Consider the following 16,548-nt stretch of genomic DNA (forward strand, 5'->3'; position numbering starts at 1 on the left):
GGTCAGTTCGGGGTCATGTCCACGTCGCGGGCGGTCTGGCGCACCTCGGGCTCGGGGTGGGCCCGCAGGGTGAGCAGCAGCGACCGCCAGGGGGCCGGCCAACCGTGCGTCTCGCCGTGCTCGGCCAGGGCCACCGCGAACAGGCCGCCGGCCAGGTCGCCGCGGGCGGCCAGCCGGGCGGCCGCGGCCAGGTACGTCTCCGGGTCGTCGTGCTCGCGCGTGCCGGTCAGGAACCGGATCGTGCCGGACATCCCGGTGGCCAGCACCGGCCGGCCGGCGCACCGGTCGGCGACCTCGTCCAGGACCGGCAGCCAGCCCAGGTTCAGCAGCGCCTCCACCGCCGGCCGGAACAGCCCGGGGCGCTCCGCCAGCTCCCGGGCCACCGCCGTCTCCGCCGTCCGGTCCACCGTCCGGGGCCGGCGCGCGTGTTCGCCGAGCAGGGTCAGGATCAGATCCAGGCGGCGGTACGCGGGACGATCGGCCCCGTGGTCCCCGGCCCGGTCACCGGCTGCCGCGTCCAGATCGGCCAGCCGCAGCAGCACGGCCCGCAGATCCGCCGGGCCGAGCACCGCCAGCAACTCCCCGGCAGCGGCCGGCTGCTGATCCAGATCGGTCAGCGACTCCAGCGCCACCGCACCCACCTCGGTGGTCCACGGCGCCCACCGCGGCAGCCGTTCCAGCGCCTCCCGGCGGACCTCGAGGTCGTCGGCCCGGCACGCCGCGACGATCAGCGCCGCGAACCGCTCCCGGTGCCGCTCCTCGATCCGCCACGGGTCAGCGCCGAGGACCGCCCGCCGCTCCTCCCGGCTGCCGTCGGCGGCGGTCGCCAGGATCGCCCAGCTCGCCGGGACGCCCAGCCGCTGCCGGGCCGCCGACACGATCGCCGCGCGCACGTCCCGGTGCAGCTCCGGGTCGGCGAGCGCGTCCCGGAGCACCGTCATCACCGCGGGCGTGCCGAACCGGCCGAGCAGCCGGGCCACCTCCTTGCGGCTGGTGACCTTGACGCCCTCGCTCGCGGTCAGCAGCGGCGTCAGCACCGCGGTCACCCGCGACGGCGGCAGCTCGGCGGCAGCCTGCCCGGCGGCGTAGAGCGTGACCCGGGCCCGGTCATCGCCGGCCTTCCCGACCAGCAGGTTCAGGGTCTCGTCCGGGCTGCCGGTGGTCGCCAGCGCGGCGAGGGCGGCCTCGGCCACCGGCACGTCCGGCGAGTCCACGTAGCGCAGCAGCAGCGCGCGGCCGTGCACCGGGATGCGGGCGGCGGTGTGCAGGTGCCCGGCCCGTTGCCACGAAGTGGCCTTGCGGTCGTCGATCAGGCGGCGCAGCAGTTCGGCGTACCGGGCCTGCTGGCGGGGCAGCCACCGCTCCGCGCGGGTGAAGCGGGGCAGCCAGCGGGCCCGGCCCTGGTGGAACCGGCCGCGCGGCGCCGCGTTCAGGACCAGGTCGAGCAGGTCGGTCCGGTTCCCGTCGATCGTCTCCCACACCTTGTCGATGGTGACCGTGGACGGGTCGGCGGTCAGCAGCGCCTCGACCCGGCGCGGCCGTTCCCGCGGGTCGTCCAGCCAGAACTCGATCGCCTCCCGGGCCACCGACGGGATGCGCGGCGGCTCGGTGGCCCGGCCCAGCAGGTCCTGCAGCTCCGGCACCAGCCGGGCGCGCTTGCCCAGCGCCCGGGCGACCGCGAACAGCGGCCGGTGGTCGTCGCGGTCCAGCGCCGCGGTCACCCAGCCGCGCAGCCGCGCGAAGACCAGCGTCTCCTGCCCGCGCCGCAGCTCCGGGCCGAACCGGCGCAGCGCCGGGGCCTGCGTGCCGGCCGTGGTCAGGTCGATCGTCAGCAGCGCCCACTCGCGCAGCGCGGTGTCGTCGACGTGCCGCCGCAGCGTCTCGGTGGCCAGCGAGGACAGTGCCCGGGTGGTGCCGTGGCCGGTGTCCCGGGCCTCGACCGCGTCGGTGACCACCCGGGTCAGCGTGTCGGCGCTGGACGCGGTGAGCAGACCGGCCACCCGGGACAGGGCGCCGAGAGCGGCGTACCGCACCGGGTCCTGCTCGTTGCGCAGCCGGGGCAGCGCGGCCACCACCTCGGCTACGGCCCGCGGGTCACGCGACCGGCGGGCCGCGTCGACGAGCACCGTCCAGCCCTGCACCCGCTCCGGGGCCGCGCCGGACCGCAGCCGGGCGGTCGCCGCCGCGGACGCCTCGGGCCAGGCCAGGAAACCGGTCCAGGTGAGCGTTTCGGCCTCGTCGGTGCGCACGTCCGGCAGGGCCAGCGCGCGGGTGGCCTCGCGGATCCGCAGCGCCGCGGGCAGCAGCTCGACCAGATCCGGGTTCGGGACCTCCACCTCGGACGGGCCGGCCGCGTCGTAGAGGTCACCGCGCCGGGACGGGGGCAGCGCCTTCAGCAGCGCGGTGAGCAGCCACGCGGTGTCCCGCAGCCGGGCCGCGATCGGCGCCAGCCCGGCCGACGGCAGCACCGCGATCCGGCTCAGCACCGCCTTCGGCAACCGGGTGCGGGCCGTCCACGCGGCCCGGCCGGGTGCGGCGATCAGGCGGGCGACACGGCCCGGGTCGTGCGCGGCGAGCCGCCCGTACCCGCGGATCCGGCCCGGCAGACGATCCTCCGGGCCGAGCCGTTCGAGCAGGCCGAGCACCCCGGCCGGATCGCAGTACAGCACCGCGTCGGCGACCAGGGTCCAGATCCGGTCCCGGACGTCGGCGGTCGGCGCCTGCTCCAGGCGCTCGGCGGCCCGCTCCAGGACCGGGCCGGGGTGGCGGCGGGCGAGAGCCGACAGGTTGACGGCGTGCTCCAGGGACGGCAGCAGACGGCGTACGACATCGGGTCCGCAGACCGGCAACAGCATGGCGGCCTCCGCGTCACCGTGCGCCGCGCCGACCTCGGTGATCAGACCGTCGGCCACGCCGGGCACCCGGACCAGGCGCAACGCGCGGTAGATCCGCCGCCGGTCGGCGGCCGGGAGGTCCGCACGCCACACGTCGAGACCGGCTCGCAGCGCCGCCCGGAACGCCTCGGCCCGGATCGCCGGCGTCTCGTCGGCGCAGCCCGCCCGGATGCCGTCGGCGTCCCCGGTGGCGATCGCGGCGACCAGGGCGAGCCGCCGCTCGTACGGCCCACCGGCGCGCAGTCCGGCGACCACCGCCGCCCGGTCCTGCGCCGTGCGCGCCCAGGTCGCGACATGGCTGAGGCGCTGCCGGAACGGCATCGGATCGAGGACGGCGAGCAGCTCCGCGGTGATCATGTGGCCGATTGTGCCCGGTGGCGCAAACCTCAAGCCACGCGTTTTCCGGCCGAAACGTACAAGCGTCAGCCCCGACGTGAATCCCGAGGTCAACCGCATGTCCGTTCTCACCCGGCCCGCCGTGCTGCTCGCCGGCGTCACCCTCACCGCCGGCCTGCTCGTCGCGCCCGGCGCGGCCTGGGCCGCCGACACCACCACCTCGCTGACCGCCGCGCAGATGCGCACCGCCCTGCGCGCGGTCGCCACCGCCTCGACGACGGCCGGAGCGGGTGGATGGGCCGGGGTCACCGACATCACCGTGACCTTCCCCGGGCAGAGCATCACGGTCAAGGACACCCTGAACGTGGACCCGGTCAACGGCCGGTTCGGGCAGGTCAGCTCAGTGACCGGGGAAGGGTCGGAGAGCCGGTTCGCCGCCGAGGGCCAGGGTTACTGGACGCAGGCCGGCTACTCGGAGGCCAAGGCGCTGAAGATGATGGGCAAGTCCGGGATCAAGTACGTGTTCGCCGCCGACAAGAAGCGGAAGCTGTCCCAGTACCTCCGCGACAGCGAACTCGACATGGCCTCGATGGTCGACTACTTCGTGACCCCGGGTACGAAGACGGTCCACGACGACGGCAGTGTCGACTACAAGGTGACCGAGAACGCGGGCAGCGTCACCGTCGTCATGCACACCACCGGCAAGGGCGTCCTCACCGCCGTCGACATGTCCGCCACCGGGCTGACCGGCGGCACCGTCTTCACCTACGCGCCGCAGACGGTCACCCTGCCGGCCGCCGCCGAGTCCCTGGACGCGGCCACCGTCAACAAGGGCGTCGCCTACCTGGACATGGCCCGCACCGTGCAGGCCGCCGCGCAGAACGGCGCCGCCAGCACCCGCAAGGCCGCCAAGGGCCGCACCGTCAAGGTCGCCACCCTGCGCAAACTGGTCCGCAAGGACGTCACCGGCGCCAACCGCTCGGTGGGGGTCACGATGGTCAACGTCAAGGACGTCACCGGCGGCGTACGGGTCTCCGCCACCAACCCGTGGACCAGGAAGTCGGTCGCTTACACCGTGAAGGCCTCCGGCCGGAAGGTCGTCGTCAAGAAGGTGTGACAGGCATCCGCAGCACCCGGCGCACGATCGGGTGCCGGAACCGGACGACCCCGCCCGCCGAGGTGAGGATCGCGCCGTCCACCGCCTCGTGCATCGCGGCCCGCACCTCCGGCACCGGCCGGTGGGTGCGGGCCGCCAGCTCTGCCGCGGTGATCCCGGCCGGGGCCGCCGCCAGCAGGACCAGCATCTCCCGGGCCCGGCGCGGCAGCGTCGACAGGTGGTCGGCGACCAGGGCCCGCAACGGCGCGGCCGGCGCGGCCCGGCCGTGCGCCAGCATCCGCAGATAGGCCGGGTTGCCACCGGCGTCGCGCACCGCGGTCCCCACCACGTGCGGGTCGTGACCGAGCAGGCACGCCAGCTCGGTCGCGTCGCCGTCGGCCAGCGGGCCGAGGCGCACCGTCTCGGCGCCGCACGCCGCCGCCCGGGCATACGCGCCGTCGCACTCCGGCACCGGCCGGACCGCGGTGACCAGCAGCAACGCCGACGTCCGGACCCGCCGGTGCAGTCGCGACCACCGGGCCACCGCCGCGGCGCCGGCCCGGTGCAGATCGTCGGCCACCAGCAGCAGCGGCCGGTCCCCGGCGGCCCGCCCCCGATCCGGCGGCCCGCTGCGCACCTCGATCCGGGCCGGGACGTCCCGCAGCGCGTGCGCCAGCAGCTCGGTCTTGCCGAGACCCGGCCCGCCCTCGATCCAGACCGCGCCACCCCGGCCACCGGCCAGCCGGCCGATCGCGGCGCGCAGACAGGCCAGCGCGCCGTCGCGGCCGACCAGCGGCGGGTCTGACGTCATGCCGAACAGGACGGCCGAACCGGGCCGTTGTTCACCGATGAGACCGACGTGACGCCGGTTCCCGGCCGCAGTCACTTCCACGGCACTTCGCCATCAGCCCGGCATCACAACGTCTCCGTAATTTCCGTCCTGCCAGCCGGTGGAACCATCCGCCGCACGGAATCCGGGGACGACTCTCATGACGATCACCGCGGTCGCGAACGACCGGATCGAGGCACTGCACACCGCCCACTCCGCGAGCCTGCTGCGCTTCCTGATCAGACTGACCCACGGCGAACAGCAGACCGCCGAGGACCTGGCCCAGGAGACCATGGTGCGGGCCTGGCGGCACGCCGACCGGCTGCCGGACGACTTCGCCGCCGAACGCCGCTGGCTGTTCACCGTCGCCCGGAACCTGGTCATCGACCTGTTCCGGGCCCGCAAGAGCCGCCCGCCGGAGACCCCGGTGCTCGACCTCGGCTGGATCAGCACCGCCGCGGACACCCCCGAGGCGGCCATCGCCACCCAGTCGATCCTGACCGCGTTCCAGCGCCTGTCCGAGGCCCAGCGCGGAGTCCTCATCGACCTGCACCTCCGCGGCGAACAGCCGCAGGCGGTCGCCGACAAACTACGGATCCCGGTCGGCACGGTGAAATCACGCGCCCATTACGCCCTGCGCGCCCTGCGCCAGGAGATGGAAGCCACCGTTTAGGGGCTGTTTTGAAGTTCGGCCGAGTGCGAGGCGAGGCCCAGGTGGCGGCACCGGGCGGCCCCACGCGCGCCCGGTGCCGCCGGGCTCAGCGCAGTTTGATCGACTTGACGTCGAAGCCGGCCAGGTCGGCCGCGCCCTCGTCGCCGAACTCCTTGCGCTCGCCCTTGCATCCGGGCTGGTTCCAGACGAAGAACCGGCCGTCGGCGGTGACCGAGCGGACGGTCAGGCCGACGTCGACACAGTCGCCGCCGGTGACGGCCTGGGTGGCGGCTTTGTCGCTGAAGTCGGTCTCGGAGAACAGAACCGCCTTCTTCGCCGCTGCCTCCTGCTCCGCGACACCCTCGGTCACCTCGGGCCCGGCGTCGGTGTCCTTGGCGTCACCGGTCAGCTTCTTGCCCTTGGGCGTGACCGCGAACCACGTACCGCCGACGCCCTGGCCTTTGACGTCGCCGGGTCTGGTGTCCTGGGCGAAGCGGTAGACCGGCCAGCCGGCGATCGTCACCTGCAGCTTGCCGTCGGGGCGTTTGACGAAGTTGACGGCCGACTTCTTGACCCCGGCGATGAAGACCTTGCCGTCGGCGTCCACGGTGACCGGCGGCCACTTCTTCGCACAGTCGTCGACACAGGTGCTCTTGGACGGTTTGGCGGAGTCGTCGTCGAACCGGTACAGGGTCAGCCCGGCGCCGTTGGTGACCCCGCCGCCCAGGTCACCGACCTTGGTCCCGGTCAGCTGCACCCAGCGCTCGGAGACCGCGACCTGGTCCCCGGCCGGCTCACCGCCGTTCATCAGCGCCCAGTCCCCGGTGCCGGGCGTCGCGTCGTTGGTCTTCGCGGTGCCGCTGACCAGCTCGAAGTCGGCAGCCGAGGGCGCCGCGGCGGGCGGCGCGGGCTGCTCCGCCGCCGGCTCCGTGCCGCCGCACGCGGTCAGCACAGCCGCCGAGGCCACCATGGCGGCCATCGGCCACCAGCGCATCTTCTTCATGATCTCCCGATCTCGTGACAGGTCCGTCGGACGCCTGCGTGGACGTAGAAATCGGGGCGCGGGTCATTTCGGAGTGTGAAAAGTGGGCCGTCTCACCGGACGGCTCCGGCGAGAACGCGATCGGCGGGCGGGCCGTAGTCCCGGATATGACGGCGCGAGACGCCGCCGTCGTCACCGTACGAAAGGAACGTTCCATGGCCGGTCAGTTGATCCTCGACCCGGAAGCCGTTCAGGCGTTCTCCCAGTACCTGCTCCAGCAGCGGGAGAACCTGCAGAGCGCGCTCCAGGAGGCGGACACCCGGATGGCCGAGACGATCGAGGCCTCCTACAACACTCCCGGCTCGGAGTCGAAGTTCAAGCCGTTCTGGGAGGAGTACATCACCGGCACCAAGCAGGCGATCGACGGCATCGAGGGCATCAGCCAGTTCCTCGACCAGACCCTGCAGCGCTTCGTCGAGACCGACGACGCGACCGCCGGCGCCATCGGCTGACACACCGGTGTCCGCGTGGCCGGGCCGCTCGTGGGTGACCACGGTGGCCCGGCCACGGGTCGTCATCACCCACATCGGAAAGGAGTGGCATGGCCAGGATTCGCGTTCCCGGTGACGAACTGTCCGAGATCGTCGACGCGTTGAGCAGGATCCGGGATCGTCTCGACCGGATCGCCAACCTCGACTCGGTCGGCACCGAGGACGACGTCGGCGACAACCGGCTGGTCGACGGGGTCCGGGGCTTCGACGGCGCCTGGCGGAAGGGACACAAACGGGTTCAGGAGAACACCGACACCTTCCGCAAGATGGTCGACGGCATTCTGGACAACTTCCGCAAGGCGGACGAGGAGACGATCGCCGCTCTGACTCCCGAGGGGGACCGAACATGACCCGGAACGGCTACCGTTTCGCGATCGCCTACCCGCAGTCCTGGTGGAGCGTCAACCTGCATCCGTCGGTACGGGACGCGGAGATCCGCAAGCGCCTCCTGCACGGGTTGTCCGGGCCGGAGCAGGCCCAGCACGCCGACGCGATCCGGGACGCCGTCCGGGCCGCGCGCAAATGGGCCGCCGCCTGCCACGACCAGGGCGCCCTGCAGTTCTACGGCTTCTTCGATCTGGTCGACGGGATCCCGCTGACCGCGCTCACCATGGTCCTGCGGTACGTCGTCCCCGAGGACGAGGAGGTCGACCTGGGCGACCTGATGGTCGGGTTCGCGATGCACAACGCCGGCACCCCGCTCGGCAAGGGCACCGCGGCGAACCGGACCGAGATCCTGGACCTGCCGAACGCCGGGCCGGCCGGCCGGTTCACCGCCATCCACGAGGTGGAGATCGAGGGGATCGGGACCACCCGGTTCTCGGTCATGAACACCATCGTGCCGCTCGCCGGGACCAGGGAGATGCTGATCGTCACCAGCGTGACCCCGAACGTCGACTTCGCGGACCCGTTCCTCGCGCTGTTCGAGCAGATCGCCGACACGCTGACACTGGAGAGGGTGAGCGTCGATGCCTAGACCTTCGACAGCCGTCTGGACGGTCCTCGACCTGCCCGGCGACCCCACCCCCGGCGACCCGGACATCCTGGAACGTCTGGTGGCCGAGTACCACGCGGTCGCCGACGACGCCGAGACCGCGGCCACCCTGATCAGCCGGATCCAGTCCGCCGACCTGGGCGAGGGCAAGGCCCTGGACAAGCTGCGGGAGAAACTCGACGAACTGCCGGGACAGATCGGCAAGCTGCGCGACTCCTACCGGGACGCGGCCGAGGCGCTGGCCGGGTACACGCCCAAGCTGCGCACCCACCAGGACGCCGCCGACCGGGCCCGGCTGATGGCCGAAGAGGCGCAGCAGCAGCTGGACGCGGCGAACGCCGATCTCAGTGGGGTCCAGAACGCGCTCGCCTCGGCACAGGTGGCCTTCGCCGCCGTCACCGGGGACGACGAGGCGGCCGCCACCGCCCAGAACAACGTGGACCGGCTCGCCGCCGATCAGGCCGCCGCACAGAACCGCACCGAGGACGCGACCACCCAGCTGAACATCGCGAAACGGCTGGCCGCCGACGCGCAGGAACTGCGGGTGTCGGACGCGTCCACGGCGGTGGTCGCGCTGGCCGAGGCCGAGGACAACGCCGTCAAGGAGAAGAGCTTCTTCGAGAAGATCGCAGCCCTGCTCGGCACGATCCTGGGCGTCATCGGTTTTGTCGTCGGGATCCTGGCCATGGTCCTCACCGGGCCGATCGGCTTCATCTTCGCCGCGATCGGGGTCCTGGTCGGCATAGCGAGTTTAGGGGTGACGGTCGCCAACATCGTGGTCGCGGGAGAGGGGATCAAAGGGCTCGCCATCGGCGACCTGATCCTCGGGATCGTGGGCGTCATCGGCGGGGTGGGGGGTCTCGCCGCCGCGTTCAAGGGCGCCATCAAGGGTGGAACCGGCCTGTCCCAGGTGTTCAAGAACTTCAACAAGGTGCCACCGGCCAAGGTCAGCAAGCCGCCGGCGATCGATCTGCCCGCCACGCCGCCGGCGGCCGCCGCGCCCAAACCCGCACCGGTGGCGCCGGCCGTCGATCTGCCGCCGGCGCCGGCCCTGCCGCCGCCCAGGATCAAGGTCACTCCGCCTACCGACGCGCCGGCGCCACCGTCGGCACCGGCCACCCCGACCGTCAAGCCGCCGGCGGGTGACGGCCTCAAACCGCCACCACGGACCGACCCGCTACCGGCTGCCCCGGACACCCGCCCACCGGGCGTCCCCCCGAGACCCACCCCCGACCCGGCACCCGCACCCGCCCCAGCACCAGCACCGGCACCGGCACCGGCACCGGCCCCTGCGCCTGTTCCGGCTCCGGCGCCTGCTCCGGCGATCGCCAACCCGGGCGGGTCGATCCTGGACCGGATCAAGGCGATGGAGTTCGCCAATCCGTTCCTGCTCAGCGAGCTGCGCGGCAATCCACTCGCGGGCATCAACAACCTGGGAGTCGGCATCGGCGGCGGCATCGCCGGTCTGACCCTCGGCGGCATCGGCCTCGACAAGGACCTCGCCGAGAAGCGTGCGGAAGCGGCGAAGGCAGCCACCCAGAGCTGACCTCCCGAACCCGAAAAGGAGGCTCCCGCAGGGGGGAGCCTCCTTTTCGCCGTCCGCCGCCGAAAGTGGGCGCCCGCCCACTGGAAGACCGGGTGGGCGGCCGCACCGCCGGCTGGTGGGCTACGCCGGGATCTGGGCCTCGGGGATCTGGATCGTGGTCAGTTTGCCGGTGCCGTCGCTGAGGAACGCCCGGCCGGGCTTGTCGCCGCCGAGGCGGCTGCGTGGGACCTTGCCGCCGATCAGCTCGCCGTCGCCCGGTGCCTGTGGGCTGATCAGCAGGCCCTGCCGGTTGCGCCGTACCTCCGGGATCCAGCCGGAGAACCCGGACAGCAGCCGGTCGGTCTGCCCGGCCACCACCAGGCCGCGCCGCTTCTCCGCGCCGGTTCGGGCGATCTCGGTGAGCAGCGAGTCGGCCATCGACTTGGCCAGGTTGTCGGCGTCGTCCATGACGATCACCACCGGCTCCGGAGTCCCGGCGAGCAACTCGGTGAGCTGCGCCTTCGGCACGTCGTCGCCGGCGAACACCTCCAGGACCCCGGGCCGCCCGGCCAGGTCGCGCAGCGGCGAGCGCCGGGGCGCCACCACGATCAGCCGCGTCCCGCCCTCCAGCAGCGACAGTGCCATCACCAGCAGCGTGTTGCTGCGGCCGGAACGGGGTGGGCCGCCGATCACGAACGTCGGGTTGATCGCGAGGTCCGGCCCGAGCGCGGCCAGTTCGTCCCCGCCGACCCCGGCGAGCGCCCACAGCGGACCGGGCCGCGGCACCGGCGTGTACTTCGCCGCCTCGGACAGGCCGAGCCGGTCGGGCAGCTGGTCGACCCGGAACGGGCGACCGGAAACGGGCAGGTCGGCGTCGCGGGCGGTGGCCGCGAGCGCGATCGCCTGCAGTGCCGCCGCCTGCCCCTGGCCGCTGGCCTCGCCGGGCAGCAGGGCGATCTGCAGTTCCGCCTTGTCACCGGCTCGTAGCGCCCGGCCGGCCGGGATGTCGTCCGGCACCGCCCGCTGCGGCACCCCGATCATCATGTACTCGGACTTGTCGTTGAGCCGCAGCACCAGTTTGTCCTCGGTGGTGGCGGACAGACGGGTGGAGAACATCGACCGGTCACCGGCGATGATCAGGTGCACACCGACGCTGGCGCCTTCCCGGAGCAGGGTCAGGATGCCGCTGAGCAGGGCTCCCCCGTCGTACTCGGTGAGGGTCTTGTCGAAGACCTCCCACCTGTCGAACAGCACCACCAGGTGCGGCGGGCGCTGCTCGGCTGGCCGGGCACGGCGCAGTTCCGGCAGGTCGGCGGCGCCGGCCCGGGACAGCAGTTCCTGCCGGCGGGCCACCTCGCGGGTGAGCCGGGCGACCAGGCGGGCCATCCGGTCCGGCTGGGTGCGCTGGACGACCGCGCCGGTGTGCGGCAGTGTCTCCAGGGCCAGCAGGGCGCCGTTGCCGCAGTCGATGCCGTACAGGTGGACGTCGCTGCTGCGGTGGGCGCGGGCGATGGCGCCGGCGATGGTCCGCAGCGCCTGGGACCTGCCGGACCGCGGCGACCCGATCAGGTGCAGGTGCCCGAAACCGGCGAAGTCCAGGGTGAGCGGTGTCCGGGCCTGCTCGGCCGGCAGGTCGACCAGGCCGAAGCCGACCGGGGCCAGGTCGTAGCCGTGCGACGGGAACTGCGGCAGGTCGTCCAGGGCGACCGATCCGGTCAGCGCGGGCAGCCACGGGCTGTGCTGTTCCGGGATGCCGAGGCCGGTGTTCGCGCCGCGGATCGCCGCGACCAGGTCGGCCAGGTCGGTGACGATCTCTCCGGCGCTCGCCGGGGCGGCGGCCGGGCGGGGCCGGGCCGGGACCGGATCGCCCAGGTTCTCCCAGAGCACGGTGCGGATCCACGGTTCCTCGATGGTCACCGTGGTGGCGCCGGGTCGGCGGCCACCGACCCGGGCGGCCTGGAACGGGATCAGCGTGTTCTGGCCCAGCCGCACATAGGCGCGACCGGGGGCGCTCTTCGCGATCGACGCCGCCTCCGGTGAGCTGATCACGTCGGTGCTCTCGCTCTTGTCGGTCATCCGCAGCGCGATCCGCAGGTTGGTGTTGGCCCGGATCTCCGGCGACACCACACCGCCCGGCCGCTGGGTGGCCAGGATCAGGTGGATGCCCAGCGACCGGCCACGCTGGGCGATGTTGACCAGGCCCTTGACGAAGTCCGGCAGCTCACGGGCGAGCGAGGCGAACTCGTCGATCACGATCAGCAGGCGGGGCAGCGCGGCCAGGCCGGGCTGCCGTCCGGTCAGGTCGATGTAGTCCTCGATGTCCTTGGCGCCGGCCGCGGCCAGGATGTGCTCACGCCGTCTCAGTTCGGCGCCGAGCGACACCAGGGCCCGTTCCACCAGGTGGGTGTCCAGGTCGGTGACCATGCCGACGGTGTGCGGCAGCGCCACGCACTCCTTGAACGCCGAACCACCCTTGTAGTCGACCAGCACGAACGTCATGGCGTCCGGCCGGTTCCCGGCGGCGAGCGAGGCGACCAGCGTCTGCAGCAGCTCCGACTTGCCGGCGCCGGTGGTGCCGGCCACCAGTCCGTGCGGGCCGTCGCGGCGGATGTCCAGGGAGAACGCTCCGTCCAGGGAGATTCCCATCACCGCCGATGTCGTACGCCCACCGGCACGCCACCGGGCCGCGACCGCTTCGGCGCTCGGCCGGTCCATCGCGATCACGTCGAGCAGCCGCACCGAGGCGGGCAGCACCGAGTCCTCGGTGTCCGCGCCACCCGGGTCACGCAGCACACCGAGCACCCGGCCGATCGACTCGCCCCATTCACGGGTGACCTCGTCCACGCGTACCGCGGCAAGGGTCTTCTCGCCGGAACGGCCGACCTTGACGCGGCCGTCGGGCTGCTCGGCGACCACCGCCAGGCACTCCTCGGGCAGCAGCCGTTCCTCGGCGTCCAGGCAGATCGCGTGCACACCGACCGCCGGGCCGTCGCGCAGGATCTGGACCACGCCGGGCAGCGACCGCAGTCGCCGCGCGCCGTCGAAGACGACCAGCACGGTGCCGTGCACGGCACCGGAGCCGGCCGCCGCCCGCGCCTCGATCATCGCGCTGAGCTCGGCGACCCGGGTGGCGATCGACGAGGTCGCGGTGCCGATGGTGGCCGTGGTGTCCTGGCCGGGTTCGGGGCGTACGTGCGGCAGCCACCGCACCCACCCCCACGCCGCCTGCCCGGCCTGCCCGCTCAGCACGTACAGTTTCAGGTCCCGTGGGCTGTGCAGGACGACGGCCTGGGCGACCACCGAACGGACCACCGCGGCGGCGGCCGGCCCGGAACCGGCGATGCCGAGCACCCGCATCCGGCGCAGGTCCACTGTGACCGGAACGTCGTACGCGTCCTCGGTGACCTTGCGTTTGTGCAGGTCGGTCGACGGGTCCTCGAGCAGCACACCGGACGGCTGATCGGCGGTGCCGACCCGGAAGGTGAGGAAGTCGCCGTCGGTGCGCCGGCGTTCCCACAGCCGGCGGCGTGGTCCGACCGCGGTCAGCAGCAGCGACGCCGGGTCGGGGAACGCCTCGCGGCGGGACCGGCGTTCGGCCACGACGGCTTCCCGGGCGTCGGCGGTGATGCGTTCCTTGTCCACCTCGTACCGGCGGACCCGCTCCTTGTGGCTGACCTTGCCGCTGCGCTTGCTGCTCAGATAGTTGCCGATGATCACCAGGGGCGAGAGCAGGCCGAACAGCAGCGCGGACAACCGGTCGAAGATGATCACGCCGGCCACCGCGAAGACCAGCGGGGCGATCGCCGCGATGTACGGCAGCGGCCGCTTCTCCGGTTCGCCGGGTGCGATCGGCAGCTTGAACTCGGTCGGCGGGGTCGGCGGGATCAGCCGCGGCGGCCGGTTGTAGTCCATCGCGGCCCCGTCCTCGGACCGTTGCAGGGCGGCGTCCGGCGGCTCCGGGCGGGCCGGTTCCAGCAGCGCCCCGCCGATCTCCAGCGAGCCCCCGAGCGGCCATTCGGTCGGCCCGGCCAGCGGCTCGCGGTCCAGCCGCACCGTGGACGCCGGGCCCGGCGGCGGGGTCAGCAGGCAGCGGCCGCCCGGCTCGATCCGCAGGCGCAGCGCCCGGCCGCCCGGCGGGAACCGGCCGATCAGCACACCACCGCCGCCGGCCGCGCTGACGTGGTAGTCGCCGATGTCCAGCCGGCGGACCCCGCCCGCGCCGACCCCGGACACCGTGCGGATCTCCACCACGCCGCGTGGCTCGGCGGCCGAGGCGGTGGTGCCGGGTGTGGTGCCGACCACCACGGCGTCCCGCAGCGGGGAGGCGTGCAGGGTCAGGCCGGCGGGCACCGGGACACCCTCGACGTACAGGGTGGACACCCCGAGCTGCTCGGCGATCGCGCCGACCCGGGTCTCCGGGTCGGCGTCGAGGTGGAGGTCACGGGTCTCGCCGACATCGTCGACGACGGTGAGGAGCAGTCGCATGCCTTCTTCTACGACCATCGCCGGAATCACGTTCTCACCGTCGTCGAGAACGCGATCGGCGCCGCGTCCGTAGTAAGGTTCGAGGGCGCGCACCGGGCGCACCCGGTCCCCCGAGGAGTCGGCCCATGTCCCCGCCCGTCATCGTCGCCGTGGTGCTCGCGGTGTTGCTGCTGATCGCCGTCGTTCTGCTGGTGATCGAGCTGCGGCGCACGCCGGGACGTCCGGGCGTGGCGGGTCCCGCGGTGACCGGCCCGGCGGCCCTGGACGAGGTGGACCGGGCGTTGCGGGTGCTGGTCACCGCGTGCGACCGGGCGGAACGTGACTTCCCCGACGTGTACGCCGTCGAATGCGCCGCCGACCGGGTGGTGCTGCGGCTGGCGACCTACGAGACGTCGGCGCCGGAACCGTGGGACGGCGGCGGCGACGGCACCGAGTGGACGCTGTCCCGGGCCGGGCGGCAGACCGGTGGGCAGGTGCCGGCCGAGTCGCACCCGTACCCGCTGATCGCCTCGCTCGGCCTGCATGAGGACCGCCGGGTGCTGGTCAACCTGGCCCGCGCGGCCGGGCCGATCACGCTGGCCGGGCCGCCCACCGCGGTCGGGGCGTTCGCGCAGCGGCTGCTGACCGAGCTGCTGTCCGGGCCGGTCGGGCGGGACGCCGAGGTCACCCTGATCGGTGACGTGGGGATCGGGCTCACCGGGGTCCGGCCGGAACGGCTGCGCACCGCGGCGACCCTGGCCGAGGCCCAGCACGGCGGCCGGGAGCAGCAGGTCGCGCGGGCCGGGGCCGGTGCGGTCTTCCAGCAGCTCGACGACGGCCGGGCCGCTGCCGAACCGGACCAGCCGCGCCGGCTCGTGGTGATCGGCGCCGACCAGTACCGGGCCGAGTCCGCCGGGCGGGCGCCGGCCGGTGGCGCCGTGCTCGTGCTCGGTGAGATCGACCACGCCGCCTGGCGGTTCGAGGTCCGCCCGGACGGTGGCCTGGACACCGGCGCTCTCGGCCTGCCGATCGACACTTCCCTCTAGGAGATATCGCCATGACCCGCAGGAATGTGCTGATCGCTCTGGTGAGCGTGCTCAGTGTGGCGCTGGCCTCGGTGGTGACCGGCATCCTGACCGGTTTCCTGCCCACCGAACCCACCGCCCAGGCCGGCCCCGGCGAGGTGCAGACCCGGTACGTCGTCAAGAGCGGCGAATTCACCGTGGCCGTGCACGTGTGGAAGAGCGACGCGATCGCCCACGTCACCGACGGCGCGAGCCGGGCCGCGTGGATGAAGGGTGTCTCGGGCGGTGACCGGCTGCTGCTCACCGGGAAGGACGGCGCGGTGCTGGACGCCCGGGTGACCGGCGGCACACTGACCGGCACCGCCGACGTTGCGGGTGCGAAGGTCACCTTCGCCGCGCCGGTGGTGCCCGCCCCGGCCGGGGTCTACCGGGCGTCCGGCGACGTGGACGGCCGCAAGGTCCGGATCGACGTGATCGTGCTGCCGAACAAGGAGGCGGCCGGGATCGAATGGGTCGACGGCAAGCCGAGCGGCACCACCGAGGCCGACCTGACCGGGCAGACCGTCCAGGTCGACGGCAACCAGCTGAAACTGGCGGCGATCCAGCCCGGCGACGTGTGATCACCGGGCCGTGGTGAGGGTCGCGCGCAGGGTCCGCAGGGCTTTGCTGCTGCGCGACTTCACCGTCCCGGTGGGGATGCTCAACTCGGCCGCCGTCTCCTCGACACTGTGGTCGAGCAGGTAGCGGTGCACCAGCACCTCGCGGTACTCGGACTCCAGGGTGCGCAGCGCGTCCCGTACCACCTGGCGGTCGAGGGTGTGGTCGGTCCCGTCCGGGACCGGCCGGGTGAGCATCTCCTCCTCGTCGATCTCAGCCGGGCGGGCCTGCTTCGCCCGGTGCCCGTCGATCGCCAGCCGGCGCACCACGGTGAACAGCCACGGCCGCAGCTGTGCCGGGGCGGTGCCCAGCCGGTCGGCGTGCCGCCACGCGCGGACCAGGGTCTCCTGGACGATGTCCTCGGCCGCGTGGGCGTCACCGAGAGTGAGGGTGCGGGCGAACCGGAGCAGTGCGGTGCCGTGCCGGTGGTGGATCTCGTGGGTGAAACCGTGGTCGATCATCATGAGAACTCCTCCCTTTGTGCGGGAGGACGAGTTCTCCGGGACGCGGTTCACCGGCAGTGGCGGACGTCTCGCCCTTGAC

At 73.2% G+C, this 16,548-nt stretch carries 13 protein-coding genes; 8 read left to right on the top strand and 5 right to left on the bottom strand.

Going from position 1 to position 16,548, the window contains the following annotated elements; translation table 11 throughout:
• Positions 1 to 2: 2 nt before the first annotated feature.
• Positions 3 to 3,251, bottom strand: a complete 3,249-nt coding sequence (locus Aco03nite_RS24140) for a hypothetical protein (protein ID WP_203798076.1) — start codon at positions 3,249 to 3,251, stop codon at positions 3 to 5.
• 97 nt (positions 3,252 to 3,348) lie between these two features.
• Between Aco03nite_RS24140 and Aco03nite_RS24145 the strand changes: the two genes are divergently transcribed.
• The gene (locus Aco03nite_RS24145) at positions 3,349 to 4,347 is read left to right on the top strand and encodes a hypothetical protein (protein ID WP_203798078.1); all 999 of its coding nucleotides are present in this window, start codon (positions 3,349 to 3,351) and stop codon (positions 4,345 to 4,347) included.
• Here the strand turns inward: Aco03nite_RS24145 and Aco03nite_RS24150 are convergent.
• A complete protein-coding gene (locus Aco03nite_RS24150) occupies positions 4,334 to 5,137 on the bottom strand; it encodes a hypothetical protein (RefSeq protein WP_203798080.1) in 804 nt (267 codons plus the stop codon). The two genes, Aco03nite_RS24145 and Aco03nite_RS24150, sit on opposite strands and share 14 nt — an antisense overlap.
• A gap of 178 nt (positions 5,138 to 5,315) precedes the next feature.
• Here Aco03nite_RS24150 and Aco03nite_RS24155 point away from each other — a divergent pair, with 178 nt between their 5' ends.
• A complete protein-coding gene (locus Aco03nite_RS24155; RefSeq protein WP_203798081.1) occupies positions 5,316 to 5,828 on the top strand; it encodes a sigma-70 family RNA polymerase sigma factor in 513 nt (170 codons plus the stop codon).
• Between the two features lie 85 nt (positions 5,829 to 5,913).
• Here Aco03nite_RS24155 and Aco03nite_RS24160 read toward each other — a convergent pair whose 3' ends face one another.
• A complete protein-coding gene (locus tag Aco03nite_RS24160) occupies positions 5,914 to 6,810 on the bottom strand; it encodes a hypothetical protein (RefSeq protein ID WP_203798082.1) in 897 nt (298 codons plus the stop codon).
• 194 nt (positions 6,811 to 7,004) lie between these two features.
• Here Aco03nite_RS24160 and Aco03nite_RS24165 point away from each other — a divergent pair, with 194 nt between their 5' ends.
• The 4 genes from Aco03nite_RS24165 (at position 7,005) to Aco03nite_RS54130 (ending at position 9,880) form a co-directional block, all read left to right on the top strand.
• The gene (locus Aco03nite_RS24165) at positions 7,005 to 7,301 is read left to right on the top strand and encodes a WXG100 family type VII secretion target (RefSeq protein WP_203798083.1); all 297 of its coding nucleotides are present in this window, start codon (positions 7,005 to 7,007) and stop codon (positions 7,299 to 7,301) included.
• Between the two features lie 89 nt (positions 7,302 to 7,390).
• Positions 7,391 to 7,690, top strand: coding sequence for a hypothetical protein (locus Aco03nite_RS24170; RefSeq protein ID WP_203798084.1), 300 nt, complete (start codon positions 7,391 to 7,393; stop codon positions 7,688 to 7,690).
• Positions 7,687 to 8,316, top strand: a complete 630-nt coding sequence (locus tag Aco03nite_RS24175) for a hypothetical protein (protein ID WP_203798085.1) — start codon at positions 7,687 to 7,689, stop codon at positions 8,314 to 8,316. Before Aco03nite_RS24170 ends, Aco03nite_RS24175 begins: the two co-directional genes overlap by 4 nt.
• Positions 8,309 to 9,880: an AAA family ATPase gene (locus tag Aco03nite_RS54130; RefSeq protein WP_203798259.1), complete on the top strand. Its 1,572-nt coding sequence runs from the start codon at positions 8,309 to 8,311 to the stop codon at positions 9,878 to 9,880. Before Aco03nite_RS24175 ends, Aco03nite_RS54130 begins: the two co-directional genes overlap by 8 nt.
• 120 nt (positions 9,881 to 10,000) lie before the next feature.
• Here the strand turns inward: Aco03nite_RS54130 and Aco03nite_RS24185 are convergent, their stop codons facing one another.
• Positions 10,001 to 14,344, bottom strand: coding sequence for an FtsK/SpoIIIE domain-containing protein (locus Aco03nite_RS24185; RefSeq protein ID WP_203798086.1), 4,344 nt, complete (start codon positions 14,342 to 14,344; stop codon positions 10,001 to 10,003).
• Between the two features lie 125 nt (positions 14,345 to 14,469).
• Here Aco03nite_RS24185 and Aco03nite_RS24190 point away from each other — a divergent pair, with 125 nt between their 5' ends.
• Positions 14,470 to 15,369, top strand: a complete 900-nt coding sequence (locus Aco03nite_RS24190) for a hypothetical protein (RefSeq protein ID WP_203798088.1) — start codon at positions 14,470 to 14,472, stop codon at positions 15,367 to 15,369.
• A gap of 11 nt (positions 15,370 to 15,380) precedes the next feature.
• On the top strand, positions 15,381 to 15,968 hold the full coding sequence (locus Aco03nite_RS24195) for a hypothetical protein (protein ID WP_203798089.1): 588 nt from the start codon (positions 15,381 to 15,383) through the stop codon (positions 15,966 to 15,968).
• Here Aco03nite_RS24195 and Aco03nite_RS24200 read toward each other — a convergent pair whose 3' ends face one another.
• A complete protein-coding gene (locus tag Aco03nite_RS24200; protein ID WP_203798090.1) occupies positions 15,969 to 16,469 on the bottom strand; it encodes a sigma-70 family RNA polymerase sigma factor in 501 nt (166 codons plus the stop codon).
• Between the last annotated feature and the right edge of the window lie 79 nt (positions 16,470 to 16,548).

The sequence above is a fragment of the Actinoplanes couchii genome, from assembly GCF_016862075.1.
In the GTDB taxonomy this organism is placed as follows: domain Bacteria; phylum Actinomycetota; class Actinomycetes; order Mycobacteriales; family Micromonosporaceae; genus Actinoplanes; species Actinoplanes couchii.